This window comes from Micromonospora sp. NPDC049004 (assembly GCF_040649315.1).
Lineage (GTDB): Bacteria > Actinomycetota > Actinomycetes > Mycobacteriales > Micromonosporaceae > Micromonospora.
Genome location: NZ_JBEZFG010000006.1, coordinates 333,831 through 357,756, shown reverse-complemented (window position 1 = coordinate 357,756; position 23,926 = coordinate 333,831). Strand labels below are relative to the sequence as shown.

General features: G+C 70.3%; 26 protein-coding genes. 12 read left to right on the top strand and 14 right to left on the bottom strand.

What is annotated here, in order from left to right:
- Positions 1-393, bottom strand: coding sequence for a YciI family protein (locus tag AB0B97_RS20315; protein ID WP_357495462.1), 393 nt, complete (start codon positions 391-393; stop codon positions 1-3).
- A gap of 283 nt (positions 394-676) precedes the next feature.
- Here AB0B97_RS20315 and AB0B97_RS20310 point away from each other — a divergent pair, with 283 nt between their 5' ends.
- Together AB0B97_RS20310 and AB0B97_RS20305 are read left to right on the top strand one after the other, a co-directional pair.
- Positions 677-1,399, top strand: coding sequence for a hypothetical protein (locus AB0B97_RS20310; protein WP_357495460.1), 723 nt, complete (start codon positions 677-679; stop codon positions 1,397-1,399).
- 38 nt (positions 1,400-1,437) lie between these two features.
- Positions 1,438-1,818, top strand: a complete 381-nt coding sequence (locus AB0B97_RS20305; protein ID WP_357495458.1) for a hypothetical protein — start codon at positions 1,438-1,440, stop codon at positions 1,816-1,818.
- A gap of 79 nt (positions 1,819-1,897) precedes the next feature.
- Here the strand turns inward: AB0B97_RS20305 and AB0B97_RS20300 are convergent, their stop codons facing one another.
- The 5 genes from AB0B97_RS20300 to AB0B97_RS20280 form a co-directional block, all read right to left on the bottom strand.
- Positions 1,898-2,485: a methyltransferase domain-containing protein gene (locus AB0B97_RS20300; RefSeq protein WP_357495456.1), complete on the bottom strand. Its 588-nt coding sequence runs from the start codon at positions 2,483-2,485 to the stop codon at positions 1,898-1,900.
- Positions 2,486-3,103: 618 nt separating this feature from the next.
- Complete coding sequence (locus AB0B97_RS20295) at positions 3,104-4,366, bottom strand: Gfo/Idh/MocA family oxidoreductase (protein WP_357495454.1); 1,263 nt, start codon at positions 4,364-4,366, stop codon at positions 3,104-3,106.
- Between the two features lie 10 nt (positions 4,367-4,376).
- On the bottom strand, positions 4,377-5,183 hold the full coding sequence (locus AB0B97_RS20290) for a carbohydrate ABC transporter permease (protein WP_357495452.1): 807 nt from the start codon (positions 5,181-5,183) through the stop codon (positions 4,377-4,379).
- A complete protein-coding gene (locus AB0B97_RS20285; RefSeq protein ID WP_030328490.1) occupies positions 5,180-6,121 on the bottom strand; it encodes a sugar ABC transporter permease in 942 nt (313 codons plus the stop codon). Before AB0B97_RS20285 ends, AB0B97_RS20290 begins: the two co-directional genes overlap by 4 nt.
- On the bottom strand, positions 6,114-7,430 hold the full coding sequence (locus AB0B97_RS20280; protein ID WP_357495449.1) for an extracellular solute-binding protein: 1,317 nt from the start codon (positions 7,428-7,430) through the stop codon (positions 6,114-6,116). The genes AB0B97_RS20285 and AB0B97_RS20280 overlap by 8 nt, the downstream gene beginning before the upstream one ends.
- A gap of 88 nt (positions 7,431-7,518) precedes the next feature.
- Here AB0B97_RS20280 and AB0B97_RS20275 point away from each other — a divergent pair, with 88 nt between their 5' ends.
- Positions 7,519-8,643 carry an ROK family transcriptional regulator gene (locus AB0B97_RS20275; protein ID WP_357495447.1) on the top strand — a complete coding sequence of 375 codons (1,125 nt, stop codon included), beginning with the start codon at positions 7,519-7,521 and terminating at the stop codon, positions 8,641-8,643.
- Positions 8,644-8,707: 64 nt separating this feature from the next.
- Entirely contained in the window at positions 8,708-9,994 is a 1,287-nt protein-coding gene (locus tag AB0B97_RS20270; protein ID WP_357495445.1) for a family 16 glycosylhydrolase, read from the top strand.
- Positions 9,995-10,188: 194 nt separating this feature from the next.
- Here the strand turns inward: AB0B97_RS20270 and AB0B97_RS20265 are convergent, their stop codons facing one another.
- Positions 10,189-11,016, bottom strand: a complete 828-nt coding sequence (locus AB0B97_RS20265; RefSeq protein WP_234587595.1) for an SAM-dependent methyltransferase — start codon at positions 11,014-11,016, stop codon at positions 10,189-10,191.
- Between the two features lie 258 nt (positions 11,017-11,274).
- On the bottom strand, positions 11,275-12,645 hold the full coding sequence (locus AB0B97_RS20260; protein ID WP_357495442.1) for a glycosyl hydrolase family 18 protein: 1,371 nt from the start codon (positions 12,643-12,645) through the stop codon (positions 11,275-11,277).
- A 205-nt stretch (positions 12,646-12,850) separates the two neighbouring features.
- Here AB0B97_RS20260 and AB0B97_RS20255 point away from each other — a divergent pair, with 205 nt between their 5' ends.
- A complete protein-coding gene (locus AB0B97_RS20255; protein ID WP_234587599.1) occupies positions 12,851-13,021 on the top strand; it encodes a hypothetical protein in 171 nt (56 codons plus the stop codon).
- Between the two features lie 39 nt (positions 13,022-13,060).
- On the opposite strand, the gene AB0B97_RS20250 is transcribed toward AB0B97_RS20255, so the two are convergent.
- Positions 13,061-13,450, bottom strand: a complete 390-nt coding sequence (locus AB0B97_RS20250; protein WP_357495440.1) for a hypothetical protein — start codon at positions 13,448-13,450, stop codon at positions 13,061-13,063.
- Between the two features lie 151 nt (positions 13,451-13,601).
- Here AB0B97_RS20250 and AB0B97_RS20245 point away from each other — a divergent pair, with 151 nt between their 5' ends.
- The gene (locus tag AB0B97_RS20245; RefSeq protein ID WP_357495438.1) at positions 13,602-14,780 is read left to right on the top strand and encodes a cellulose binding domain-containing protein; all 1,179 of its coding nucleotides are present in this window, start codon (positions 13,602-13,604) and stop codon (positions 14,778-14,780) included.
- 24 nt (positions 14,781-14,804) lie between these two features.
- The gene (locus AB0B97_RS20240; protein ID WP_357495436.1) at positions 14,805-15,932 is read left to right on the top strand and encodes a glycosyl hydrolase 53 family protein; all 1,128 of its coding nucleotides are present in this window, start codon (positions 14,805-14,807) and stop codon (positions 15,930-15,932) included.
- A gap of 111 nt (positions 15,933-16,043) precedes the next feature.
- On the opposite strand, the gene AB0B97_RS20235 is transcribed toward AB0B97_RS20240, so the two are convergent.
- Positions 16,044-16,478 carry a hypothetical protein gene (locus AB0B97_RS20235; RefSeq protein WP_357495434.1) on the bottom strand — a complete coding sequence of 145 codons (435 nt, stop codon included), beginning with the start codon at positions 16,476-16,478 and terminating at the stop codon, positions 16,044-16,046.
- 135 nt (positions 16,479-16,613) lie between these two features.
- Here AB0B97_RS20235 and AB0B97_RS20230 point away from each other — a divergent pair, with 135 nt between their 5' ends.
- The 3 genes from AB0B97_RS20230 to AB0B97_RS20220 all read left to right on the top strand — a co-directional run bounded on the left by AB0B97_RS20230 (position 16,614) and on the right by AB0B97_RS20220 (position 19,169).
- Positions 16,614-17,771, top strand: a complete 1,158-nt coding sequence (locus AB0B97_RS20230) for a histidine kinase (RefSeq protein WP_234587605.1) — start codon at positions 16,614-16,616, stop codon at positions 17,769-17,771.
- A complete protein-coding gene (locus tag AB0B97_RS20225) occupies positions 17,768-18,409 on the top strand; it encodes a response regulator transcription factor (protein ID WP_357495432.1) in 642 nt (213 codons plus the stop codon). The genes AB0B97_RS20230 and AB0B97_RS20225 overlap by 4 nt, the downstream gene beginning before the upstream one ends.
- Before the next feature lie 70 nt (positions 18,410-18,479).
- Positions 18,480-19,169: a phosphotransferase gene (locus AB0B97_RS20220; RefSeq protein WP_357495430.1), complete on the top strand. Its 690-nt coding sequence runs from the start codon at positions 18,480-18,482 to the stop codon at positions 19,167-19,169.
- A 78-nt stretch (positions 19,170-19,247) separates the two neighbouring features.
- On the opposite strand, the gene AB0B97_RS20215 is transcribed toward AB0B97_RS20220, so the two are convergent.
- The 3 genes from AB0B97_RS20215 to AB0B97_RS20205 all read right to left on the bottom strand — a co-directional run bounded on the left by AB0B97_RS20215 (position 19,248) and on the right by AB0B97_RS20205 (position 21,968).
- A complete protein-coding gene (locus AB0B97_RS20215) occupies positions 19,248-20,129 on the bottom strand; it encodes a fructosamine kinase family protein (protein ID WP_357495428.1) in 882 nt (293 codons plus the stop codon).
- A 91-nt stretch (positions 20,130-20,220) separates the two neighbouring features.
- Positions 20,221-20,868, bottom strand: a complete 648-nt coding sequence (locus tag AB0B97_RS20210; RefSeq protein ID WP_357495427.1) for a response regulator transcription factor — start codon at positions 20,866-20,868, stop codon at positions 20,221-20,223.
- Positions 20,865-21,968, bottom strand: a complete 1,104-nt coding sequence (locus tag AB0B97_RS20205; RefSeq protein WP_357495425.1) for a sensor histidine kinase — start codon at positions 21,966-21,968, stop codon at positions 20,865-20,867. Before AB0B97_RS20205 ends, AB0B97_RS20210 begins: the two co-directional genes overlap by 4 nt.
- Before the next feature lie 141 nt (positions 21,969-22,109).
- On the opposite strand from AB0B97_RS20205, the gene AB0B97_RS20200 reads away from it, so the two are divergent.
- Together AB0B97_RS20200 and AB0B97_RS20195 are read left to right on the top strand one after the other, a co-directional pair.
- A complete protein-coding gene (locus AB0B97_RS20200) occupies positions 22,110-22,703 on the top strand; it encodes a CDP-alcohol phosphatidyltransferase family protein (protein WP_357495423.1) in 594 nt (197 codons plus the stop codon).
- Positions 22,700-23,170: a VTT domain-containing protein gene (locus AB0B97_RS20195; RefSeq protein ID WP_357495421.1), complete on the top strand. Its 471-nt coding sequence runs from the start codon at positions 22,700-22,702 to the stop codon at positions 23,168-23,170. The genes AB0B97_RS20200 and AB0B97_RS20195 overlap by 4 nt, the downstream gene beginning before the upstream one ends.
- A gap of 163 nt (positions 23,171-23,333) precedes the next feature.
- Here AB0B97_RS20195 and AB0B97_RS20190 read toward each other — a convergent pair whose 3' ends face one another.
- Positions 23,334-23,867, bottom strand: coding sequence for a hypothetical protein (locus tag AB0B97_RS20190; protein WP_357495419.1), 534 nt, complete (start codon positions 23,865-23,867; stop codon positions 23,334-23,336).
- Positions 23,868-23,926: the final 59 nt, after the last annotated feature.

Sequence of the window (23,926 nt, the reverse complement as noted above, 5' to 3'; positions counted from 1 at the left end):
TCACATCTCCCAGCCGGACAGGCCCAGGACGGGCCGGATCTCGACCGCCTGGCTACCGGCCACGGGCAGGCGGCGTCCGATCTCGACAGCGCGGGCGCGGCTCTCGCAGTCGACGACGAAGAATCCGGCCACGTACCGGCCGCCGGACTCGACGGACCCCTCAACCAGCTGCGGGCCGTCGGCAGCGTCCTTCGTCTGTAGCGTCGTCGTGTTGATCGGGTCGGCGAGCGCGGTGGCGTCGATCAGTTCACCCGATTCGGCGAGCTCGTGCAGCAACGACTCGACAGGTGGCGGCCGGTCCTCTCCGCTGCCGGCCGCGGATCGGCCACCGCGCAGGAACATCGGGTGCACCCAGGCGCCGGGGTCGCCGTAGACGACCAGGACGAACCTCATGACGTCTGCCTTCCTGTGCGGTGAGCGGCCTGGCGGGCGGTGACGTGCGGAACGATACCCAGCAGATCCGGCCCAGGCGTTGTCCCACAACTCCAACTCCACCAGGTGCGACCGGCGTACCAGATCGGCCGAGCCCGCGTCCGCGCAGCTGCGCGTCACTGAGCTCTTCGACCGCTCCCACCATTGACGGTGTGATGATCGGGTGGTGCGGGTGATGATGGCCACCGATGCGGGGCACCCGGGGCGGACGAATGAGGATATCGCCGGTGCCGTGCCGTCCGGCGTGGTTCTGGTTGACGGCGCGGGCGGCATCGCCGGCGCCGAGAAGGTCTGCCACCACGGAGTGACCTGGTACGCCACCCGTCTCGGCGGTGCTCTCCTGGGCGCGTTGTCCCAGCACCGGACCCTAGGTGAGGTGCTGGCCGAGAGCATCGAGCGGATCACCGACGAGCATCGCGACACCTGCGATGTCACCAACTCGATCAGCCCTTACGCGGCAGTCGCGATGCTCCGGTTCTCGGATGGCCTCGTCGAGCACCTGGTCCTCGGAGATGCCGTGGCGGTCATCGGCCGGACCGGCGCCGATCCCTTGGTCATCAGCGACCCGCGCGAGGCGATGATCGCCAACCCCGTGGAGGCCCGGCTGAAGGGCGTGCCCGAGGGCACTGACGAGTATCGGCGGATCCTGCTGGAGTTGCGTGCTCGACGCAACAGCCCGGGCGGTTTCTGGGTGGCCAAGGACGACCCGCGGGTTGTGGACGAGGCGATCACCGGCAGTTGCCCAACGGACGAGGTGACAGTTGCCGCTCTGCTGAGCAACGGCGCGAGCCGGCTGGTGGACACCCTCGGACTGACCAGTTGGGCGGGACTGCTGCAGCTGGCGGAGACCGCCGGACCCGGCGAGGTCATCGGCCGGGTCAGGGAGGCCGAGGTTCGCGGCGACGTCGCCCCGGACGACGCGACGGTCATCTGCTGCAGCCGCACGAGACAGCTCGGCGACGGGTAACCCGATCACCGGTTCCCGGCCGGGCATACTCGCTGTTCATGACGTACGACCTCGCGGTCTGGGAAGGCGAGCGCCCAGACGAGTCGAACGCGGCGGTGACTTTCAGCGCCCTGTACGACCAGTACATCGGACGAGACGATCCGAGGTTGATACCGCCCACGCCAGCGATCACGGCGTACGTGGAGTCGCTGCTGGACCGGTGGTACGAGATGGGGGACCCACGCGACGTCGATGACACGAGCCCGTGGTCGGACGCGCCCCTGATGAGCAATGCTCAAGGTCCGATCATCTACCTTGCCATGCGATACAGCATGGCCGCCGAGGTCTCCGCCGCCTGCGCTCATCTGGCGGCCGAGAGCGGGCTTGTCTGCTTCGACGTTCAATGGAACCAGCTCCGTCCAACCGCCACCGAGTCGTAGCGGGCGACACCATCGATCGCACCGAGCCAACCTGGCCCGTTGACTTCAGGGAGCCTGGCGGGAAGGTCAGGCAGCCTGCTCAGGCTGCGCGGCGTCCCCATGCCGAGATCAGCGGCGCGAGGGTGAGGTCGAGTTCGCCGGCATCGACGGCGGCCAGGTGCGCGTCGATCTCGGCGTCGTTGGCCAGCCCGGCGGCGAGCAACTCGGCGCGGACCAGGCGCACCGTCGCCGTCTCCAGCCGGTCGCAGGCCACCCCGCCGACCGGGAAGGAACCGGCCGCCGCCACATCGACCAGGCCCGCCGCGCGCAACGACTGCGGCAGCGTACGGCCGTAGCGCAGATCGGCGCCGCGGCGCGTCAGCAACTCCCGGACGGCACGCCGCAGTCGGTTGGCACGCCGCTGCGCCGGACCGACCTCATCGAGGCAGGCCAGCGGCTGCAACTCGGTGTCGGCGTCCTCGATCAACAACCAGCCGCCGGGCTTCAGCGCCGCCACCATCGTCGCCAACGCCCGGGCACGGTCGGGCACGTGAACGAGCACGAGCCGTGCGTGTACCAGGTCAAACGTGCCGGACTGCGGCGGCGGGTTCGCGACGACGTCGTGCCGAAGCACCTCGTACCCGCCGTGCGGGTCCAACCAGGTCGGGTTGATGTCCGTGGCCAGCACGTGACCGGTTGTCCGACGGCCGCGGCCAGGGCCTCGGGAATGCTGGGACCTCCGGCACCGACTTCCCAGCAGCGCCAGCCCGCCCTCAGCCCGAGCCGGTCGAGGTGCCCGCGCGTGACACCGTCGAACAGCTCGGCCAGCCAGCCGAATCGCTCGCCCGCCTCGCGCCGGGCATTGTCGAGCAGGTAGCGGTGATCCGGCGCAGCCTCGGGGGAGTGCGGTGGCGGGGTCCCGGACCGGGTGCCCGCGGTATTCACCGGTTCGTCAGTCGTCGCGTCCGGCTCGGGCTCGGGATCGACGACGGGCTGCGATGAAGTCATGCCCCCATCCTCACGCCACCGCGTGCGGTGTCAGCAGGAAACGGGCTGCATTCGAACACAGCCCCGGCTCCGGCCGACCAGGCCGACCCCGCACCCTCGACACGATCGGCCGCCCGGGGATCGAGCAGCGCTGTGGGCCAGCGTTTCGGTCAGCCCGGTCGACCAGGGCCTGCGGCACGTCGCGGAGCGTGCGGTCGGATTCCGGCGAGACCTTCGCCAGGATGGGCGCTCGTCCTCCCGGGGCGACCGCCACGGCGATCGCCCCGGGGTTCCGCGTGGCGGACGGCCGGCGTATTCCCTAGATCGACGTGGCCGGAGTCAGCTCGACGACGCTGCCGGTGGCGCGGGACCGCTCGGCCGCCCAGACGACTCGGTGGGAGGAGATGCTCTCCTCGGGTCCGGAGGTGACACGTGAGCGGTCCCCGGTGGCGACCGCCGCGATGAACGCCTCGATGAGCGCCCCGTCGGCGCCGCCGTGCCCGTCCGCGGCCGAGGCGTCGCCGTCGGGATCCAGGTTGATGGTCTCGACGGTGTCGGTGAGGAAGTCGTGGACGTGCAGGGTACGGCCGTCTCCCTCGATGCTGCCGAACGTGCCGAAGATCCGCGTCTTGCGAAAGTCGAGCGCGGTGAAGGCCGTCATCGTGAAGGCGACTGTGGTGCCGCCCTCATATTCGAGGTTGACCACCTGGTGGTCGACGACGTCGTTGCGGCCCGCGTAGACGCAGACGCCGTACGGGCCGTCCCTGAGGGCTTTGTGGACACCGTCCGCGCTGACGTCGTCGGTGAGGACGCCCAGCGGCCATGCCTCGTGGATGGGGTCACCGAGGAAGCGTTCGTAGATCCGGATCGCGGAGTAGGCACAGGATCGTTCGACCGGGCAGTCGACGCAGCGCTCGGTCGCTCCGGCTGGACGGTTCTCCGGCCGGAAGTGGGCGAGGCCGCCGAAGGAGGAGACCCGTCGGACCGGTCGGCCGATGAGGTGGCCGAGCCAGTCGATGTCGTGGCAGGACTTGGCGAGCAGCATCGACGAGGATTCGGCCTCCACCGCCCAGTTGCCGCGCACGTAGCTGTGGGCGTGGTGCCACCAGCCGACCGGCTCCAGGTGATCGATGCTGACGATCGCGCCGATCCGCCCGGAGTCGATCAGCCGCTTGAGTGTCTGGGAATAGGGCGTGTATCGGAGTACGTGACAGACGGCGAGGAGGACGTCGTTGTCGACGGCTGCGGCGACGATCCGTTCCGCCTGCTCGGGCAACGGGGCCATCGGCTTCTCCAGCAGGATCGCGTAGCCGCGTTCGGCGAAGGCCACCACCGGCTCGACATGCGCGCGATCGGGGGTCGCCACGATCACCGCGTCGGCGAGCCGAGGCTGTGCGGCGAGGTCTTCCCACGAGGCGAACCGGCGCTCCGCGGGTACGTCGAACTCGTCGGCCAGGGTGCTGCGGCGGGCGGGGTCGGGATCGGCGACAGCCGCGATCGTGGCGTTGGCGGTGGCGACGGCGAGCCGCGCGTAGGCGGCGCCTCGCGCTCCGGCACCGACGATCGCCAGTGTGATGGACATCAGGTGTCTCCTATTTGATGGCGCCGGAAAGGATGCCTTTGACGAAGTGGCGCTGGAAGAAGAGGTAGAGGATGACCACGGGGACGATGACGATGATCGTTCCGGCGCTGAGCAGCGGGATGTTGCGGCCGTAGGCCTGGATGAACTTGCCGAGCCCGGACGGCGCCGTCCGCATCGCCGGGTCCTGGATGAGGATCAGCGCGAGCAGGAACTGGTTCCACGCCCACATGAAGTAGAGAAGGCCGAGGGTGGTGAGCGCCGGCCGGGCGGTGGGCAGCAGGACCTGGCGCAGGATCTGCCTGCTGGTCGCGCCGTCCATCTCGGCGGCCTCGGTGAGTTCCGGCGGCAGCGACTCGAAGTGGCTGCGCATCCAGAACACCCCGAACGGCATGAACGCCCCGATGAGCGGCAGGATGACCGCCCAGTAGGTGTTGAGGAGTCCGACCGACTTGAGGTCGTAGTAGAGCGGGATGACGATCGACTCGTACGGCAGGGCCAGACCCAGCATGAGCAACGCGAAGATCGGCCCCCGGACGGCGAGCCGCATCATCGCCAGCCCGTATCCGGCGAGGGTCGCGAGCACCAGAGCGAGGGGTACGACGCCGAGCGCGATGATCAGGCTGGACCGCATGAGGTCAGCGAAGCCGCCTGTCGACCAGGCGTCGACGTAGTTGTGCCACTGCGGATCCGACGGCCACGCGAGGCCCGGGCTGAGATTGTCCTGTGGTTGCAGCGACGCGGCGAGGATCGCGTAGAAGGGAACCAACACCGAGGCGGTGGCAGCCAGCAGCGACAACCGGGTCATCGACCGGATCATGTCTTCTCCCGGGTGAGGCGGTTCAGGGCGAACATGACCGCGCAGGTCAACAGGGACAGGACGACGGCGAGCGCACAGGCGGTGCCGACCTGCCCCGCGGTGAAGGTCAGCCGGTAGATGGCGACACCGGGCACCAGTGTCGACTCGCCGGGGCCGCCGGCGGTCATCACGTAGACGACGTCGAAGCTGGCCAGGGCAGCGATCACGGTGACGGTCGCGGCCACCGACATCTCCCGGCGCAGACCCGGCACTGTGACGTGCCAGAACTCGTGGATCGCGCCGGCGCCGTCGAGTCGGGCGGCTTCGTACAGGGCCGGATCGATCTTGCCGATTCCGGAGTACAGCAGCAGGAAGCAGAGCCCGGTCGAGACCCAGGTCCCGACGACTCCGACCGCCGGGTAGGCCCAGGTGAAGTCACCCAGCCAGGCCCGGGTGAGGTCGGACAGGCCGACCGCGCGCAGCAGCGCGTTGAACGGTCCGTCGTCGTCGAAGAACAGCTTCCAGACGCTGCCGACCGCGACCAGCGGAAGGATCTGCGGCAGGAAGATCACGGTACGGACGAAGGGCATGCCCTTCCAGGGCACGTTCGCGACGAGCGCCGCCAGCACCAGGCCGAAGCAGATCGGGATGACCGAGTAGAAGAGGATCAGCCCGAAGGCGTGGACCAGGGAGAGCCGCAGCGCCGGGTCGGCGAGGATCTCCCGGTAGTTGTCGAGCCCGGCCCAGGTGGCGACGCCGATTCCGTTCCAGTCCCAGAACGAGATCCAGAGGCTGTGCAGCCAGGGCGCGATCACGAAGGCCGCGTAGAAGAGCAGCGCCGGTGCGGTGTAGAGCAGCGGTACGAGTCGTGCCCGCGACCGCCGGGCCCGCACCGGCGTCGCGGGGGCGACGACGGTGCGGTCCCGGACGGCCACGCGGTTCGCGAGGCTGTCAGCCATGCGTCTTGGACCAGTCGGACTGGACGGCCCGGATGAAGGTGGCGGGGTCGACCTTGCCGGCGATCAGCTTCTGGGTCTCGGCGACCAGCGTGTCGTTCATGGTCGCGGTGGCGTTGTTGTTGAACCCGATGAGCCCGTCATCGGCGTTGACCTTGTTCCACGCGGCGATCAGGTCGGCGGAGATCGTGCCGGGCTCGGCGGTCACGGTGGAGGTGTCCGAGGGCAGGAAGCCCTGGGCGAAGGAGGCCTTGGCAGCCTCCGGGCTGCGCAGGAAGTCCAGGAAGGCGGCGGCGGCCTGCGCGTTCTTCGACTTCCGCGAGATCCCGTACGCCACCGAGGTGCCGATCGCGGTGGCCTTGGGGCCGGGGAAGGCCACGAAGCCGGCGTCGCCCCGCAGCGCGTCGCCGATCTTCTTCGAGTCCCAGGAGCCGTCGACGAAGAAGACACCGTCGCCCTTGGTGAACTTGTCCACCGCACCCTGCAGGTCGATGCCGTTGGCGTCCTTGGAGTAGTAGCCCTTCGTACCCCAGTCGGTGATGCTCTGGGCGCCCTTCGCGTTCCCGGCGGTGTCGAAGGTGGCGCCGCCCTCACCGAAGACCCACTTGGCGTACGCGGCCGGGCCGTCCGTGGACTGCCCGATGAGCTGGATCGGGAAGGAGGCGTGGCCCTCCTTGTTGCCGAGCTGGAGCGGGGTCTCGCCGCCGGCCTTGGCCTTGGCCAGGGCGGCCTCCAGGTCCTCGAGTGAGGCCGGAGCGGCGGCGATGCCGAGCTTCTTCAACTTGGCCTTGTTGTAGTAGAGCCCGACCTGCGAGAAGGAAGCGGGTGCCGCGTACAGGTCGCCGGAGCCGAGGGTGGTGCCGTCCTTGGCGACCCGCCACTGGTTGAGCTGCCCGGCCGGGTACGCCGTCTCCCAGCCGTACGCCTTCGCATACGGCTGAAGGTTGAGGATCAACTGGTCCTTGACCGTGGTGCCCACCGCGTTGAGCAGCACGATGTCGGGGGAGGTGTCGCTGGACAACGCGAGGTTGAGCGACTTGTTGTAGTCGTCGTACGTGGTGTCGACGTAGTTGATCTTGACGTTGGGGTGCTTCGCCTGGAACGCCGGGATGATGTCCTTCATGGCGGCACCCGACTCGGGGGTGGCGATCAGGTTGAGTTCCACAGGTCCGGACGGGACGCCGGTCTGAACGGCCGTGTTCGCGTCGGCGGCCGGTTCGTCGCTGGAGGAGCTGCCGGGTGCGCACGCGCCGAGCGCGAGGAGCACTGCTGCCGCGCTGAGCGCACTCTTCACCGATGGCAATGACTTCATGGGGGATCCCCCTGGGCAGGAGTAGTTTCGAAGGAAACTTGCGTTCGCTATAGTGAGCGGTCTACGAACCCACGTCAAGGGGCAGCGAATGACCGTAGGTGACGCTCTTCCGGGCGGGGACCAGAGCGCCCTACGGCATCTGAACACGCGCCGTGTGCTGCGGCTGCTCTACGAGGGGCCGTCGCTGACCATCAGCGGTGTCGCCCGCGAGACCGGGTTGTCCCGCCCCACCGTGCAGGGCATCCTGACCTCCCTGGTGGAGTCCCGACTGCTGCTGCTGGACGGTTTCGACACCGCCCGGACCGGAGGGCGGCCGGCGCAGCGGTACCGCTTCGCCGCGGACGCGGGCATCCTGGCCGGCCTCGACATCGGGGCGCACGCGGTGTCGGTGCGGATCACCGACCTCGCCGGAGCGCAGGTGGCGGCCGCTCGGGCCGCGATCGACCCGGCCCTGGACCCGACCGGCCGCATCGACGCCGCGGTCAACCTGCTGCGACGGACGATCCCGGCCGACTCACCTCGGCTGTGGGCGGCCTGTGCCGGCTCCCCGGGCATCATCGCCGACGGTGTGGTGCGGCTGAGCGTGGCCATCCCGGACTGGACCGGCACGGCTCTTGCCAAGGAACTCGCCGCCCGCCTGGACTGCCCGGTGAGCGCCGTCAAGGACGCCAACCTCGCGGTCCTCGCCGAGCACCGGGTCGGTGCCGCGCAGGGCGTCGACCACGTCCTGTACGTGCACGCCGGGCATCGCCTCGGCGTCGGTGTCCTGGTCGACGGCAGGCCGTTCGGCGGTGGCCGGGGGGCTGCCGGCGAGATCGGTCGGCACCCGGGCCTGGGCTGGGAGGCGGCCCCCCGAAAGCTGCTCTCCGACGCCGGGGTCGCTCCCGGCATGAATTCCCGCGAGTGGGTCTTCGCGCAGGCCAGGCGGGGGGACAAGCGTGCGGTCCGGGCCGTCGACGACTACGCCCGGGCGCTCGCCGAGGGGGTGGGCGCCATGGTTCTCGCCATGGACCCGCAGGTGGTCGTGGTGGGCGGTGGCATCGCGCGCGCCGGCGAGACGGTGATGGAGCCGGTGCGGCGCCACCTCGCCGAGATCCTGTACGAGTTGCCAGGCCTGACGATCTCCGCGCTCGGAGACGACGCGGTGGCGATCGGCGCGGTCGAGACCGCCCGGGACACGGTCCGCGCGGAGCTGTTCACCGACGGCTCTTGACAGCGGCTGGGCTCGCCGGCATATTCCGAAAGAACTTTTCTTTCGTTACCCCCGGGAGTGCCACATGGCGCATCGCTTTCGAAGAGTTCTCGCCGCAGCCAGCTCGATGATCCTCGGAGTCACCCTCGCCGGCATCGTCACCGCCGCGCCGGCGCAGGCCGGCGACACCCCGCCCAGCCCGCTCGCCAAGCCGGGCTACACGCTCGACTTCTCCGAAGAGTTCGACGTCAGCACCCTGAACACGAACCGCTGGCTGCCCTACTACCTGCCGCACTGGACCTCCCCCGCCAACCGCGAGCTGGGCGCCAAGGCGCGCTACACGATCGCCGACGGCGTGCTCACCCAGCGGCTCGACGCCGACACCCCGGCGTGGAATCCGCAGTACGACGGCACGGTCAAGATCTCCTCGTTCCAGACCTACAACAAGGACTACTGGCACAAGTTCAACGGCTCGATGCCGTTGAACCACCACGAGCCCGACTTCAACGGCTACACCTTCCAGTACGGCTACGTCGAGCTGCGGGCCAAGAAGTCGAACGTCGGCGGGGGCGGCCACCAGGCCCTCTGGCTGGTCGGCACCGGGGACACCTCCAGCGCATCGCGCAACCCCGAGGTCGACATGGTCGAGACGTTCTTCTCCGAGCCGAACAACTGGCGGATCGCCGCCCACAGCTGGGGCGACCCGAACTTCCTGTCCAGCTCGTACGCGTCGATCGCCCCCGTGCCCAGCGGGTCGCCGACCACCGAGTTCCACACGTACGGCATGGAGTGGACGCCCACCGACATCAAGTTCTACTACGACGGCCAGCTCTACCGGACGATCAACGACGCGCCCAACATGCCGATGGGGCTGATCATGGGCATCTACACCGACGCCGGCTCCGGTCAGCACAACGACGTCTGGCCCAAGACCTGGAGTGTCGACTACCTCCGCGTGTACAAGAAGGACGGCGGCTACCCGGTGGCCTATCAGCGGCTGAAGAACCGGCAGACCGGCCAGTACGTCAAGGACGACGGCAGCGGCACCGCCAGGTACGCCGCCGCTGCCAGCACCGACCAGTCCGCCCAGTGGGCCGTCGAGAACGTCGACGGTTACGTCCGGTTCAAGAACCGTGCCACCGGCAACTACCTGCACGTGGAGAACCAGACCGGCAACGTGCAGACCGGTGCGGTTCCCGGCACCTACTGGTCGGCGCAGTGGGCCCAGGAGCCGGTCGACGGCCGCTTGCGCCTGAAGAACCGTTGGAAGGGCACCTACGCCCATACCGAGAACATGACCGGCAGCGTCCAGTATGGTGCCGCGCCCGCCAACTGGTGGACCAGCCAGTGGGCCCTCGAACCCGCCTCCTGACGAACCGCAACCCACCGGCGTCGCCCGCTCTCAGTTTCCGCAGGTGAAAGGCCGCTTCCCGGATTCGGGAAGCGGCCTTTCACCTGTCGTGCAGACGAGCGCAGCGGTCCGCCTCGGCGGCCGAGAGCGTCACCGAGCCGTCCCCGCACTGGTCCCGGGCGAACTCTCGCCCGGGACCGCACCGGGAACGGGGCCTACGGTTTGCGGGCGAGGAGCCCGACGAAGGTGTGATAGGTGTCGGTCTGCGCCGGAGCGGGCGTACCCGGCTCGGGACGCCACTCGGCCAGCGGCACCAGCCCCGGCTCCAGCACCGTCAGCCCGTCGACGAACGAGAGGATCTCCTCGTCGGTACGCCAGCGGCCGGTGCCCAGCGACTCGTTGAAGACCCGCTCGACCTCGCGGGCCTTGCGGGAGCCTTCGGGGTCCCGCTCACCCGGGTCGCGGAAGTGCGAGACCGCCACATAGCTGCCGGAGGGCAGCGCGTCGATCAACGCCGCCGCCACCGCACGCGGATCCTCGTCGTCGCCAAGGTGGTGCAGGATCGCGAAGAGCAACAGGCCGATCGGCCTGTCGAAGTCGAGGAACCGACGTACGTCCGGGTGGTCGAGGATCTCCTGCGGCTCCCGGATGTCCGCCTGGATCACCGTCGCGGTGCCGTCGGCGGCGAGCAGAGCCCGGCCGTGTGTCAGGACGATCGGGTCATTGTCCACGTACACCACCTGAGCCTTCGGGTTCTGCTCGGTGGCGACCTCGTGGACGTTGCCCTGGGTGGGCAGCCCCGATCCAATGTCGAGGAACTGGTCGATGCCCGCCTCGGCGACGAGGAAGCGGATCACGCGACGCAGAAAGGCCCGGTTCGCCTGACCGGCCGCCGGTCCATCAGGTGTGATCCGCAGGGCGTGTTCGGCGACCTGTCGGTCGACCTCGAAGTTGTCCTTGCCGCCGAGGAAGAAGTCATAGACCCGGGCCACGCTGGGGATGCTGGGGTCGATGCCGGGGGGTGCCGCCTTGTCGCGGGTCACAGGCGTCTCCATTCGATCGGGACGGGCGCAGGCTGAGGTCTGCGGGCGGTGCCGGGTTGCGGCGAGTGTAGCGATCGGGAGGGTTGAATTCCGCCCCGACTGGTACCGCTCCCAGCCAGCCGTCCCCTCACCAGCGCACTCATCGAGCGACGCGCCCACCCGGGCGCCGACTGGCGGCTGGATACGATCGACGACGGATCGCCGGGCCCACCGCTGGCCGGGATGCCGGCTGGCGGTGGGCCCGACGTCAGTAACCCGTCAGCGGCCCTGCAGGCGCTTGACGTTGTCGCCGAAGGTCCAGCCCTTCGACCCGTCCCAGTTCGCCGACCAGGTCATCAGGCCCTTGATGCCGGGAACGCTGTTGTACGCCTGCGTGACCAGCGACGTCGACATGTAGCCGCCGCCCGCCCCGTTCTGCGCGGGCAGGCCCGGGACCTGCTTGTCGTACGGCACGCGGATGGTGGTGCCCCCGATGGTGAGGCCGTTGTTCAGGCACTGCGTCTGCACCGTGAACCCCTGCACGGTGCCGGCGGGGTACGAGTCGCCGGCGCAGCCGTACATGCTGCCGTTGTAGTACTGCATGTTCAGCCACCAGAGCCGGCCGTTGTCCACGTACTTCTTGATGATTGGCAGGTAGGAACCCCAGATCGAGCCGTAGACGACACTGCCGCCGGTGACGTAGGCGGTCTCCGGTGCCATGGTCAGGCCGAAGTTCGAGGGCATCCGGGCCAGCACTCCGTCGATGATCCGGATCAGGTTGGCCTGCGACGTCGACAGGGTGTTGATGTTGCCGCTACCGGTCAGGCCCGTCTCGATGTCGATGTCGATGCCGTCGAAGTGGTAGGCCGTCAGGATCGGCACGATCGTCGCGATGAACCGGTCGGCGACAGCGGTGGAGCTCAGGTCGATGCCCGCGGCGGCTCCGCCGATCGACATCAGGATCGTGGCGCCGGCGGCCTTGGCCTGGCACATCTCGGCCGGGGTGGCCACCTTCACGCCGGCGTCCATGCCGTTCTCCCAGAGGACCGTGCCGTCCGAGCGGATCACCGGGAACGCCGCGTTGATCACGTTGTAGCCGTGCTGGCTGAGCCGGCTGTCGGTGATCGGGATCCAGCCGAGTCCGGGGTGGACGCCGTTGGAGGCGCCGTCCCAGTTCTCCCAGTAGCCCTGCAGCACCTTGCCGGTGGGCCGCGACTTCACCGCGCAGGTCCCGCCAGTGGGCGGCGGCGTGGTGGGGGGAGCCGTGGTCGGCGGCGGCGTCGTCGGCGGCGCGGTCGTCGGTGGCGGAGTGGTGGGTGGAGCGGTCGTCGGGGGAGGCGTGGTGGGCGGCGGCGTGCTCCCCGAGCAGGCGCCCAGGTCACGCCACAGCGACGGGGTCGCGGCGGGGTTCCAGCCGGCGCCGGCGTACGCGGTGTGCGTGACCAGCGCCTGGTAGAGCCGGCCGCCGTAGGTCACCTGGGCGCCTGCCTGGTAGGTGGTGCCCTCGGCCCAGGCCGGTGCGGTGCAGGCGACCAGCGCGACGGCGTTGGCCGAGGACACGGCCGCCATGCTGCTGGGGACGAAGGCGATGGCGGCCGTGACGGTCATCGTCGCCCCGGCCACCACTGCGAATATTCGACGGCTTCTCATGGCTCACTCCCCGGCTTCGGCGACCCGTGACCTCCACATATTGACGTTGGTGCGCCTTAATAGCAAGGGTTGTTTACAGATAGCGGAAGTCGGGGCCACGCGCAGGTGGAGATGTGCCCTGGTCGTCGCCGAGAGCGCTGGCGCCCGGGTGCCGCGGCTACCGCTTCGAGAGGCGGCGACAACTGTCGTGCTGGATACTTCCCCGATGACCAATCCAGAGCTCGATCCGGACGTCTATCCACCCCTCGATCCTCGCGAGCCCGTTCCGGAGACCGCCGAGGAGCTGCTTCCCGGTACGCCGAGCGACCTGCCGGAGGCGCCCACCGAGCCGATGCCCGACGACGGCGATCCTCCAGGCGTACCCGAGCCGGCGTGACTGTCGTCCGGCGGCGCCGTCCCGCCTGCGTGCGGGCGGTCAGCAGGAGCGCGGCTGCCAGCTCACCTTCGTCACGTGCATGGGCACGTACAGGTCACCACTGCCGTTGGCTCGCGCGCAGACAGTGCCGGTGAGCGGCGTCCCGAGGTACGTGTAGGACCAGGTGATCTCGGCGTTCCGGGAGGTGTAGTTGTAGTAGTTGAAGGCCGGGGCGTAGCCGGACCACTCGGTGTTGGTCAGCACGGACGGCGTCTCGACCGGCCCCTGGGGCGGGTGGTTCCAGTTTGGCCAGATGCAGAGCATGCCCTGTGGGCAGTTCCCGGGGGCCCAGGGGCCGTCCGCCGCCTGGGTGGTCGCCGCCGAGGCGGCGGGGGCGGTGGCCAGCACACCTACGACGGATGCGGCGACGGCGATGGTCTTCAACAGCATGGTTCACCTTCTTAAATCGATGATCCTGAATGGAGATAAGCTACTGCGGGAAAGTTGAGACGTCAATGACCCGGGTGAGACCCGAGCGCGGTCGCCGACCGAGGCGTGAGATACGTTGGCGATCATCGATGTCTGGCGGGATCGTCGACGTATGACAGGCGTGTTCCCTTCCTCGCTGATCCGCCGACTCCGGCCGGGTCTGCTGGCCGCCGTCGTGGTGTCGACGGCGGTGCTCATCAGCGCGTTCAGCGTCGCTCCGGCAGCCGACGCCGGGGCCGCGCCGCCGGCCGCGTACCCCGGAGGCGTCCCGGCCCCCGGCGGGCTCGCGGAGCCGACCGCCACCGTGCCGCCGGCCCCAACCACGGCGCCCAGTACGCCGAACACCTCGCCCTTCCCGCCGAGCGCGCCGACGAACCTGGCCGCCAGCGAGGTCCGCAGCGGGTCGGTCACCCTCACCTGGACTGCCGCCAAGCCGGGCTGCTGCGCTGTCACCGGCTACGACATCACGTACTACCAGGCGTTCGACGACGTCATCTACAGCGCCAGCGTCGGAGCCGTCACCACCGCCACGATCAGCAACTACATCCGGCCGGGCAGGCAGTACTCGTTCCGGGTGGCCGCCCGGGACAGCCTCGGACACCGCTCGGCCTCGACGGACGCGCTGACCGTTGTCACCCCGTTGATCGACACCGGCCCGGACACCACCCCGCCGAGCGCCCCGCAGAACCTGACCGTCGGCGAGGTGACCGCCTCGACCGCCACGCTGTCCTGGTCGCCGTCGACGGACAACGTCGGCGTGCTCGGATACAACGTCTACCAGTTCGACGGCTGGTTCAGCTCGACACTGATCGCCACCGTGCCGGGAACGACGTACACGGCGGCGCTGCCCGCGTCGACGCCGCTTCGCAACCTGATCTACGTACGCGCCCGGGACGCGGCGGGCAACGTGTCGATCGCGTCCAACACGGTCACCCTGCCCACGACGTCCACTCCGCCGCCCCCGCCGCCCTCGACCTGCCAGGTGACGTACCGGAACCAGTCGCAGTGGCAGGGCGGCTTCGTGGCCACGGTGACGGTCCAGAACCTCGGCGCGGCACCGATCGACGGCTGGATCGTCACCTTCGGCTACCCGGGAGACCAGCAGGTCACCTCGGCCTGGAACGCCACGGTCGGCCAGACCGGGACCAGCGTGACCGCCCGTAACGTCGACTGGAACCGCGCCCTCGCGCCGAACGGCTCCGCGAGCTTCGGCGTCCAGGGACGGTGGGGCGTCAGCGACGCGCCACCCACCGCCTTCTCGCTCAACGGCGCTCCCTGCGCGGTGGGCTGAACGCGTCCCCATTGGAGGATCCTCGTGCGCACACCCCACCGCCGCCGCAGAGCACTGCTCGGGGCGGTCACGGCCGGCATTCTCGCCGTCTCGACCACCCTCGGCGGTACGACCACGCCCGCCGCGGCCGCGAACACGCTCAGCATGCGGGGCGCCGACGTCTCCTCGTTGCAGCGGAGCCTGGATCTGGGCGCCAGGTACTACGACGCCGGAGGTGTCGCCCGCGACCCGCTGGACATCCTGAAGTCCGTGGGCGTCAACTACGTCCGGCTGCGCGTCTGGAACAACCCGGTCAGCGGCTACAACAACAAGAGCAGGGTGTTGGCCCAGGCGAGGGCGGCCAGGGCGAAGGGCCTCAAAGTGCTCATCGACTTTCACTACTCCGACACCTGGGCCGACCCCGGCAAGCAGTACAAGCCGGCCGCCTGGGTCGGCCACAGCCTGAGTCAACTGCGCACCGACGTCTACACCTTCACCTACGACGTCTGCTCCAGCCTCCGCGGCCAGGGCACCACGCCGGACAGCGTGCAGATCGGCAACGAGATCAACGTCGGGATGCTGTGGGACGAGGGCAAGGTCGTCAACAACGACTTCGCCCCGCTGGCCGGCCTGCTCAAGCAGGGCTACAACGCGACCAAGGCGTGTGGCAGCGGCATCCCGGTGATGATCCACACCGCCGACGCCGACAGCAACGCCAACGCGCGATGGTTCTACGACGGCATCCGCGCGCAGGGTGTGCAGTGGGACATGACAGCCCTGTCGTACTACTGCATGTGGCACGGGACCCTGGCGAACCTCTACAACAACATCGTCGACCTGCGCGGCCGCTACGGAAAGCCGGTGGTGATCGTGGAGACCGCGTACCCCTTCACCCGGAACAACGCGGACAGCGAGCCGAACGCCATCGGCGACGCGACCTGTGACGGCATCGGCGCGACGTGGTCCGGGCAGGCCCAGGAGTTCGACTGGGTCCAGAACACCGCCCGCAACGCGGGGGCCATCGGTGTCTTCTACTGGGAGCCGACCTGGTATGCCGTGCGGGGCAACGGCTGGGATCCGGCCAACATCAACGGCACCGGAAACCAGTGGGACAACATGGCCGTCTTCGACTGGACCGGGCGGGTGAACCCGAGCGTGCGCTGGACGCCCTGACCCGTCGTCTCCGCGTCGGACCGGGCCGGGATGGGTCGTGGGTCCGCGCTGGGGGTGGCCGCCACGCGCACGACCGCCCACGACGCGCGCCGAATGAGCGGCGCCGCCCGGTCACGGTCCCGGCCAGTGGCGGGCGGCGGGAGTGGCCACCGCGTCCCCTGAGCCGCCCGCCATGGCCGACCGGACCACGCGAAGGTTCGTGCGGACCACGACGCTGGCCATGAACACGCCGCACACGGCCTGTTCGATGCGCAGCCAGACCGGGAACGCGCCGGGCCAGGCGACGACAGCGACGATCGCGGCCAGCACCACCATGGCGATGATGCGGAGGCGGCGGAAGGAGCCGCGGTGCCCCGCCGCTGCGCGCCGGGACAGCACCAGGAGCACCGCCGCGCTGGCGGCGACAAGTGGTGTGCGGACCCAGACGGCCGCGGTGACGAGCGCGGGGTCGTGGCGCATGAGCACCACGGCTACGACGGTGGACACGCTGATCACCAGGAAGGCGGCCAGCAGTTTGACAACGGTGGTCAGATGGTCGTTCCTCATGCCGTTCAGCCTGCGTCCGTAGGCCGGGGTGAAGCATCGGCGCGCGGATCGATGTTCCGTCTCCACCCACGGTTGCAGACGGGTCTGCAACCATGCGCCGATGCTGCCGTGGCGACATCGGTCTAGGTTCTAACGGTGCAGACCGAGGAGCCGACGCTGACCCGCCTGCGGGTCGTGCGGTGGATGCAACTGCTGACACCGCTGATGCTGTCGTGGTTCGTGTGGGCCGCCGCCACCGCCGAGCCTGGATTCGGGCTGACCGGCAGGCGATTGATCGTCGTGCTGGCCACCGCCGTGTTCGTGGTCGGGGTGTTCGGCCGCAACGCGGTCGCCGACCTGCCGATCCGACCGGCGTACGTGGTCTTCGTCGGGGCGATGCTGGTGAGCTCGGTGACGCTGGTGGCGGTGCAGCCCGGCGGGCCCGCCTCGGTGGCGGTGCTGGTGGCGGTGCTGTGCGCCGCGACCGGACTGATGCCCGTACGGGTGGCCGTCCCGGTGTTGATCGCGGCTTTCGTGGTGCTCGAGATGGTGGCCTCGATCACCGGGCAGGACTTCGGCTTCCTGGCCGTGCTCGCCGGGTTCGCCGTCCTGTTCGGCCTGATGTATCTGGCGTTCCGCCTGGCCGAGGCGCAGCGTGAGACCAAGCGGCTGCTCGCCGAGTTGGAGGCCGGTCAGGTGGCGCTGGCCGAGGCGGCCGGGCTGGCCGAGCGCCAGCGGCTGGCCCGCGAGATGCACGACGTGCTCGCCCACTCATTGTCGGGGCTGTCGCTGCAACTGGAGGGTGCTCGGATGCTGATCGCCGAGGATCCGACCGACCCGCGCCTGCCGGCGGTTGTCGACCGTGCCCACCACCTCGCCCGTACCGGCCTGCAGGAGGCCCGCCGGGCCATCGGCATGCTGCGCGACGACGACCTGCCCGGCCCGGACCGGCTGGCCGCGCTGGCCGCGCAGTTCACTCGCGACCAGGCCGTACCGTGCGACTTCGTGGTATCGGGGGAGCCGCGCCCGCTGCAGTCGGAGGCGCGGCTGGCGCTCTATCGCGTGGCGCAGGAGGCGATGACCAACGTGACCAGGCACGCGTCCCCGGCGCGGGTTTCGCTGCACCTCACCTACGAGTCGACGGTCACCCGCCTGATCGTCGAGGACTTCGCCGCTCGACCGCCCGTGGTCCCCGACGAGACCGACGGTTACGGGTTGACCGGAATGCGTGAGCGGGCCGAGCTGCTCGGCGGGACCCTCAGCGCGGGCGCGACAGCCCAGGGGTTCCGGGTCGAGTTGGCGGTGCCGGCGTGATCCGGGTGCTCATCGCCGACGACCAGCGGGTCGTCCGCGAAGGGCTGGGCATGGTGCTCTCTCTGATGAAGGACGTCGAGGTGGTGGGTGGGGCCGCCGACGGCGCCGAGGCGGTCAGGCTGGTTCAGGCCGCGCGGCCGGATGTTGTGCTCATGGACCTACGGATGCCGCGGTGCGACGGGATCGAGGCCACCCGCCGCCTACGCGTCGAGGCGCCCGAGGTCAGGGTGGTGGTGCTGACCACCTACTCGGACGACCGGTCGGTGCTGGACGCGTTACGGGCCGGCGCCCGGGGCTACCTGACCAAGGACGCCAGCGGCGAGCAGATCCACGAGGCGCTGCGGCAGGTGGTCGACGACCACGCCGTCATCGACCCGGCCGTTCAGCGGCACGTCGTCGATGCCATCGCGGCCGAGTCGACGTCACCGCCGAGGTTTCCCGACGGTCTGACGCCGCGCGAGGCCGAAGTGCTGTCACTGATGGCCCAGGGCCTGTCCAACGCGGAGATCGCCTCTGATCTGACGGTGAGTGAGGCGACGGTGAAAAGCCACGTCAACCACCTGTTCGCGAAGATCGGTGCCCGGGACCGGGCGCAGGCCGTCGCCTACGCCTTCCGACATGACCTGGGCGGGTCGTGACTCCCCGCTGACGCGGCGCTCCCCACGATCAAGGGCATTGCTGGCTGGTTGCGTCGGTTACTGTCGCAGCGTGGCGGACGCGGTCCCTCTGGCATCGGGCCGAGACGCTGACGTCTTCGCCATCGACGATCGGCGCGTCCTTCGCCGCTACCGCCACGGCGGTGACGTGGCCGCCGAGGCCGCCGTCATGGGGTACGTGGCCGGTCTCGGGTTCCCGGTACCCACCGTCCATCAGGCGCGCGGTGCCGATCTCGTCATGGAACGACTGGACGGGCGCACCATGCTGTCGGCGCTCCTGGCCGGTGAGGTGGATGCCGTTGAGGCGGCCACGTGTCTGGCGGATCTGCAACACCGGCTCCACGCGTTGCCGCCCCGGCTCGGCGAACGCGACGACGCCCGGATCCTGCACCTCGACCTGCACCCGGACAACGTCATGCTGACGTCGCGAGGGCCTGTCGTCATCGACTGGCGCAACTCCACCGAGGGGCCGGCGGAGCTCGATGTCGCGCTCTCCGCGGTCATCCTCGCCCAGGTGGCGGTCGAGGAGAACCATCACCTGGCGGCGCCGGCTGCAACGCTGTTGGCAGCGTTCCTCGACCGCGTCGGGGGCGGCCTGCTGACCGTGCTGGACAGCGCCCTGGCGATCCGGCGCAACGATCCGGCTCTCACCGGCCGTGAGCGGGAGCTGCTCGGCGCCGCCGCCGCCCTCATCATCGGTCACCGCTCGGGCCGGGAGACGACGTCGGTCGACGGCGTCTGACGTCCTCATGTCGCGGGCGCCCGCCTGTCCGACGTGGCATCAGTAGGGGATGGGACGCTCGTCGCCGCCGCTTTCTCGTCAGGGACGCTTGCGGAACGGGGCGAGGACGGCGCGGATCTGGTCGGCCGCGCCCCAGTCGTCGTCGAACTGGGCCAGCACGGCGAGGTGTTGCCGCAGCTGGACGATCGGCATCCGGGCCTGCCAGCCGCTGTCGAGCGAGGTCAGGTCGGCGTACACGTCGAACATCCGTCGCGCCTCGGGCGGGGGCGAGGTGGACCACACGTGGGCGAGGTCGACCTCGGCCCACATGTACGACACGGCCGGATCGATCAGCGCGGGCTGCCCGTCCGGAGTGGCCAGGATGTTCTGTGCCCACAGGTCGCCGTGCGTGAGGCAGGCCGGCCGGTCCGGCAGCAGGTCGGGCAGGCGGTGACACAAGCGCTCCAGCGCGGCCCGTTCGCCGGCGTCCAGCGCCGCCTCGACGCGGGGCTGCCCGAGCCACCGCAGCAGCCGGTGCTGCGCGAAGAAGGCGTACCCGTCGTCGCTCCACGTGTTGATCTGGCGGCGACGGCCCAGCCAGTTGTCGTGGTGCCATCCGAAGCGGGGATGGGTCGTGCTCGTGTGCAGGTGCGCGAGGACGTGCGCGAACTGCTCCCAGAAGACCTCGCTGCGTGGCCTCGGCTCCAGCATCGACAACACGAGCAGCTCCCGGTCCGCCAGGAGCACCTCGGGTGTCGCCACACCGCCGAGCTCGCGGAGGGCGGCCAGCCCGTCGGCCTCCGCGACGAAGACGTCGTCGGCCGGAGCTTCGGCGAACGCCTTGACGAACACCTGCGGCGCGTCCCGTCGGGTGGCGATGCCCGCGAGCGCCGCGAGGCCGCCCGTCACCGGTTCCACCGCGACGATGTCGGGCATCCTGGGTCGGAGCAGGCGCTCCAGCAGGCCGGTCGTCGAGCGCATCGGGTCCGACTCCTCGGGTGCGGCGGTTCGCGTCGCGCAATCCTAGGCGGCGGACGGCCCCTTGTGGAGGATCAAGGGGGCCATCGAGGGGTCACGGTGTGAGGCCGGCCCGGATCGCCAGGATGGCGGCGCCCACCCGGTCCCGGCTGCCGGTCTTGGCCAGCACGTTGGTGACATGGGTCTTGACGGTGCTCATCGACAGGTAGAGGCGCTCGGCGATCTCGTTGTTGTTGAGTCCGGCACCGACCAGGGCGAGCACGTCGGTCTCCCGAGGCGTCAGCTGGTAGACCGCCAGGTCCACGCGGGCGGCCGGTCCGGTGGCGCGGAGCCGGTCGAGAACGGCGCCGGTGACCTCGGCGGAGAGGATGGCCTCGCCGGCGGCGACGGCGCGTACCGCAGCGATCAGGTCGGCCGCGCCGCACCGCTTGAGGAGGAACCCGCGCGCGCCGGAGGCGATGGCGTCCAGGACGTAGGCGTCGTCGTCGAAGGTGGTCACGACGATCACGTCCGGAGCGTGCGGGATCGCGGCCAGCTCGCGGGTGGCCTGCAGGCCGTCGAGCACCGGCATGCGGATGTCCACGAGGGCGACGTCGATGCGGGGGTCACGACGCACGGCATCGAGGAACTGCCGGCCGTCGGCAGCCTCGACGGCGACGTGGATGTCGGGTTGGGTCCGCAGGATCAGGCTGAAGCCGTCGCGGATCAGCTGCTGGTCGTCGACTATCGCTACCCGGATCACGGGTTCGCCACCGGCAGGTTGACCTGCACCATCGTGCCGCCGCCCGGGCGCTGCGTCAGCTCCCAGCTCCCACCGCGCGCCCGTACGCGCTCCTCGATGCCCAGCAGGCCCGAACCACGCCGGGGCGTCCGGGGCGGCCCGACGCCGTCGTCGCTGACCCGCAGGCGGGCGTGGTCGCCGACGCGGACCAGTTCGACCCAGGCCGCCGTGGCCTTCGCGTGGCGGGCGATGTTGGTGAGGGCCTCCTGGGCGATGCGGTAGGCGGTCAACACGCCGACCTCGTCCAGACCCGGCTCGGGGTCCACGCGTACCCGTACCGTCACGCCCTGCTGGCGCAGCGGCTGCGCGAGCAGCTCGTCGATGTCGGACAGGCGGGGCTGCGCGCTCACCGCGATCGCCGCCTGCGGATCGCGCAGGTGCACGACGAGCGTGTCGAGCTCACTCAGCGCGGTGCGACCGCTGCCCGCGATCGCCCGCAGCGCCGCCCCCGGGTCGGCGCTGAGCTGGCCCGCCTCGGCCTGGACCACCATCGCGGTGACGTGGTGACCGACCACGTCATGCAACTCGCGGGCCAGGTTGGTGCGCTGTTCGAGCCAGGCCGCCTGGCCGCGCAGGTCGTCCGCCTCCCGGGTGAGCGCGCGGCCGCGGGACCACGACCGCAGCAGGATCGCCAGGAGATAGCCGACCGTCACGAAGACGAATGGCTGCTCGTACATGCCGCGCCCCGTGAGCAGCGCGGTGGCGAGGGCGCCGGCCGCGCCGAGCAGGCCAGCCAGCCAGCCCAGCCACGGACGCCGGGCCGGGTCTTCGCACGTCGAGACGAACACCAGGCAGGCGGCTGCGAGGCCCAACTGCACCGACTCGCCGGTGCTCACGATCGCCACGAACCCGGCGCAGGCCGCGAAGACCAGGGCGCGGTAGCGCTGCCGCAGCGCCGCCGCACCGAGGCCGACGGGCACCACCAGCCACGCCCAGCCCGCCGGCACGGACAGGCCACCCTCGGCGGTCGTGATCACGAGAGCGATGATCAACCCCGCCGCGCCGTACGCCAGCCGGCGCACCCGCTCGGGGTCCCGCAACCACTCCCGGATGTCGGTCATCACCTGGACAGTCTCCGCGACCAGCTCGGAGGCCGGCCAGTACCTGGGTACCAGATCGGGCGGCACCCCGGTGCCGCCCCGGCGAGCAGATCGGCACCACGGCACGTTCCGCCGAGATGCGTACCGCACGAGGCTTCTGGGGTGACTCTCGTCGACTCCCGCGCCGCCATCAGTGTCGGCCCTCTCCGTACGGTTCCCAACTACATCACCGCCGTCCGCACGGTCGCCGCGGTCACCGTCGGGGTCGCCGCCCTCGTCGCGGGATCGGTGGTATTTCTGGCGGTAGCGTACGGTATCTACTGGATTGGCGACATGCTCGACGGCTGGGCCGCCCGGCGGCTCGGGCAGGAGACCCGGGCCGGGGCCGTCCTCGACATCGTGAGCGATCGCGCGTGCACCGCCGTACTCTGCGTGGGCTTGGTCTCCCTCGTGCCCGACGTCGCAGTCGTGGCCCTGGTGTTCCTGCTGTCGTTCCTGGTGCTGGACACCATGCTGTCGCTGGCCTTCCTGTGCTGGCCGGTGCTCAGCCCCAACTACTTCCACCTGGTCGACCGCCAGGTGTGGGCGTGGAACTGGTCGCCCGTGGCCAAGGCCGCCAACACCGCCGGAGTTGTCGGCGCCATCGCGTTCGGCCAGTACCGGCTCGCGCTGGCCGTCGCCGTCGCCGTCGTCGTGGTCAAGCTGTGGTCGGTTGCCGCGGTGGCCCGGCTGCTCGACCGGGACGGCCGGGCGTGAGCAGCCTCGCCGAGGCCGTGGTGGCGCTCGGTTACGGCCTCGCGTCGGCCCTCGTTCCGGTCGTCAACGCGGAGGCGTACGTCGTGGTCGCCGGCCACCGTGGCGGCCCCGTTGTCGTCGCCGTGCTCGCCCTGGCGCTCGGGCAGACCGCCGGCAAGCTGCTCCTGTTCGAATCCGCGCGCCGTGGAACGGGACGGCTGGCCCGCCGGCTCGGGAGACAGCGCGGGTCAGGTCGTACGGCGGCCCGAGCCGCCCGGTGGACCGGGCCGATCCGGCGCTGGCTCTCCCGCCGCCGCACCGCGGTTCCCACAGTTCTGGTCTCCGCCGCGGCCGGGGTCCCACCGCTGGCCGTGGTCAGCGTCGCCGCCGGCACCGTGGGCCTGCGCCGCTGGGAGTTCGCCGCCGCCTGCCTCGTGGGGAGGGTGATCCGTTTCGCCCTCCTCGTCCTGCCGGCGACGCTGACCTGACCCCGTCGTCAGGTGGCCGCACCAGAGCGCGTACGTGTGGATGACCGGCAACCCGCCCGCCACGCGCACCGCCGCCTGGTCGGTCCGTTCCCATGCGACGCGCTGGTCTGATCGCTCGATCGCGGTCCGGCGAAAGGCTCCCGCTGCCTGCACCACGCGCGCGTTAGTGGGTCACACGGGGCCGACGGAGTTCGCGCAGCACGCCGTGGCGGCGCACGGCCCACGCGAGGCGTCGGACGCTCGGGTGCCGCACGAACAGTGCCGCCGCCCGGCGGATCAGGCCGAAGCGGTTGTCGCTGACCTGGTTCTCCATCGCCTGCCAGATCAGCTCGCGCACCTTGGCGCTGTCCAGGGCCGCCCGGACCTCACGGCGTACCGCAGGGTCCTCGGCCGCCGCGGCGATGGCGGCGGCCAGGCCCGGACGGGCCGCAAGCGGCTCCACCGCCGCGGCGACGAGCGGCCGGCGCACCTCGTCCTGCTCCAACAGCAGCAGTACGGCCTCCCGGATCTCGACCGTTTCCAGGCCCGAGCGCAGCAGGCTCAGCAGGCTGCGCTCGACCTCGCCGTCGTGGTCCGGGACGGACAGCGTGGCCAGCAGCACGGACACCTCGTCGAGGTCGATGAGGTGTCGCACCCCGCTGCGGAAGTCCGGCAGCTCCCAGGCGACCTGGAGAGCCCTGACGAGATCGCGGTTCATGCGCCATCCGCTACCCGCAAGCGACCGCCGGCGAAACTCCGCCGGCCTGCCCGGCACGA

Coding starts and splice junctions, on each gene's coding strand:
- AB0B97_RS20315 (WP_357495462.1), bottom strand. CDS start 393: ATGAGGTTCGTCCTGGTCGTCTACGGCGACCCCGGCGCCTGGGTGCAC.
- AB0B97_RS20305 (WP_357495458.1), top strand. CDS start 1,438: ATGACGTACGACCTCGCGGTCTGGGAAGGCGAGCGCCCAGACGAGTCG.
- AB0B97_RS20295 (WP_357495454.1), bottom strand. CDS start 4,366: ATGTCCATCACACTGGCGATCGTCGGTGCCGGAGCGCGAGGCGCCGCC.
- AB0B97_RS20290 (WP_357495452.1), bottom strand. CDS start 5,183: ATGATCCGGTCGATGACCCGGTTGTCGCTGCTGGCTGCCACCGCCTCG.
- AB0B97_RS20285 (WP_030328490.1), bottom strand. CDS start 6,121: ATGGCTGACAGCCTCGCGAACCGCGTGGCCGTCCGGGACCGCACCGTC.
- AB0B97_RS20280 (WP_357495449.1), bottom strand. CDS start 7,430: ATGAAGTCATTGCCATCGGTGAAGAGTGCGCTCAGCGCGGCAGCAGTG.
- AB0B97_RS20275 (WP_357495447.1), top strand. CDS start 7,519: ATGACCGTAGGTGACGCTCTTCCGGGCGGGGACCAGAGCGCCCTACGG.
- AB0B97_RS20270 (WP_357495445.1), top strand. CDS start 8,708: ATGGCGCATCGCTTTCGAAGAGTTCTCGCCGCAGCCAGCTCGATGATC.
- AB0B97_RS20260 (WP_357495442.1), bottom strand. CDS start 12,645: ATGAGAAGCCGTCGAATATTCGCAGTGGTGGCCGGGGCGACGATGACC.
- AB0B97_RS20255 (WP_234587599.1), top strand. CDS start 12,851: ATGACCAATCCAGAGCTCGATCCGGACGTCTATCCACCCCTCGATCCT.
- AB0B97_RS20250 (WP_357495440.1), bottom strand. CDS start 13,450: ATGCTGTTGAAGACCATCGCCGTCGCCGCATCCGTCGTAGGTGTGCTG.
- AB0B97_RS20245 (WP_357495438.1), top strand. CDS start 13,602: ATGACAGGCGTGTTCCCTTCCTCGCTGATCCGCCGACTCCGGCCGGGT.
- AB0B97_RS20235 (WP_357495434.1), bottom strand. CDS start 16,478: ATGAGGAACGACCATCTGACCACCGTTGTCAAACTGCTGGCCGCCTTC.
- AB0B97_RS20215 (WP_357495428.1), bottom strand. CDS start 20,129: ATGCGCTCGACGACCGGCCTGCTGGAGCGCCTGCTCCGACCCAGGATG.
- AB0B97_RS20205 (WP_357495425.1), bottom strand. CDS start 21,968: ATGACCGACATCCGGGAGTGGTTGCGGGACCCCGAGCGGGTGCGCCGG.
- AB0B97_RS20190 (WP_357495419.1), bottom strand. CDS start 23,867: ATGAACCGCGATCTCGTCAGGGCTCTCCAGGTCGCCTGGGAGCTGCCG.